This is a genomic window from Rubrimonas sp., assembly GCF_036788415.1.
Taxonomy (GTDB): domain Bacteria; phylum Pseudomonadota; class Alphaproteobacteria; order Rhodobacterales; family Rhodobacteraceae; genus Rubrimonas.
On the sequence record NZ_DAIQNN010000248.1, the window covers coordinates 1 to 1,563 of the forward strand.

Consider the following 1,563-nt stretch of genomic DNA (forward strand, 5'->3'; position numbering starts at 1 on the left):
CGAAACGTCGGGGGTCGTCAGGCGCCCGGGTCGTCGCAGCGCCGGCGCGACGGGCTGCAGATGGGCCGCTCGACATGCGCGCCGGCCCGCGCGTCGCAGGCGTGTCACGCGAGAGCGCCGCCCGCCGCCCGAGGGATCGAACCGCGGCGTCCTCGTGACGATCCCGCGGTGAAGCCCGTCGGCGACGAGCCGGGGTGTCGAAGGGCGCGCGGCGGCGGGATTGGCGATCATTCGGCGGACTTCCTGCTTCACGAGACCATGGGCGATCCATGTCTCCATACGCACCACACCGCCTACCGTTCCGACGGCGCGACGGGCGCCACGGGTGTCGGCGGTTGCTGCGTTCGTTATTTCCCCGAATGTTCAGAATATTGTCGGCCCTCAAGTTTCGACCGAGTCACTGAAGCGAGAATTCAGAACGCCGGGTTCACCTTCGCGGACTCAGCAGCGTCATGTCGCGTCGACCGCGTGCGATGCCTGAACCGGCCATCGCTTGTGGATGGAGCGAAATCCTGCCGTGGCGCGTTCCCGTCGTGCTGTGGCGATGTTTGCTCAGCCAGGGTGCGGCGGCCTGAGCGTGCGCCGCGCAGGGAGTGGCCGCGAGATGACGAGGGTGCTGGTTACCGGGGGCGGCGGCTATATCGGCAGCCATGCCTGCAAGAGGCTCGCGGAGTGTGGCTACGAACCCGTCACGTTCGACAACTTCTCGACGGGCTGGCGCGACGCCGTTCGCTTCGGGCCGATGATCGAAGGCGACCTGCTCGATCCGACCTCGGTCGCGGCCGCGTTCGAGAACGTCCGACCCGAGGCGGTCCTGCATTTCGCGGCGCTTTCGCAGGTGGGCGAGTCCGTGGCCCAGCCAGGGCGCTACTGGCGCAACAATGTCGGCGGCACGCTGAACCTTCTCGAAGCGATGCGCGACGCCGCCGTTTCGCCGCTGGTGTTCTCGTCGACGGCCGCCACATACGGCGAGGCCGATCTCGACCTGATCCCGGAGACCGCCAGCCAGTCGCCGACCAACCCCTACGGCCAGACCAAGCTGGCCATCGAGCGCATGATCGCCGACTTCGGCGCGGCGCATGGGCTGAGGGCGGTCGTCTTCCGCTACTTCAACGTCGCAGGGGCCGACGGGGCCGCGTCGATCGGCGAGCGCCACCGGCCCGAAACGCACCTCGTCCCGCTGATCCTCGATGCGGCGAGCGGCCGTCGCGACAGCATCACCGTCTTCGGGACCGACTACCCCACGCCCGATGGCACCTGCATTCGCGACTACCTGCACGTCGAAGACCTCGTCGACGCGCACATTCTCGGTCTGAGCCGGGTCCTCGACGGCGGCGAGGGCGCGGTGATGAACCTCGGGGTCGGCCACGGCTTGTCGGTGCGCGAGATGATCGACCGCTGTCGCATCGTCACGGGGCTCGACATTCCCGAGATCCTCGGCTCCCGCCGCGCCGGCGATCCGTCGCGCCTCGTGTGCGACGGACGGCGCGCGCGGGCGGAGTTCGACTGGAACCCCACCCGAAGCGATCCCGATCGCATGATCGGCGATGCATGGCGCTGGCA

Annotated in this window: 1 protein-coding gene; it reads left to right on the top strand. The window is 68.8% G+C overall.

The annotated features are described in order from the left end of the window. Positions 1 to 604: 604 nt before the first annotated feature. A partial coding sequence (gene galE, locus V7Q31_RS19165; protein ID WP_333835430.1) for a UDP-glucose 4-epimerase GalE occupies positions 605 to 1,563 on the top strand: 959 nt, incomplete at its 3' end.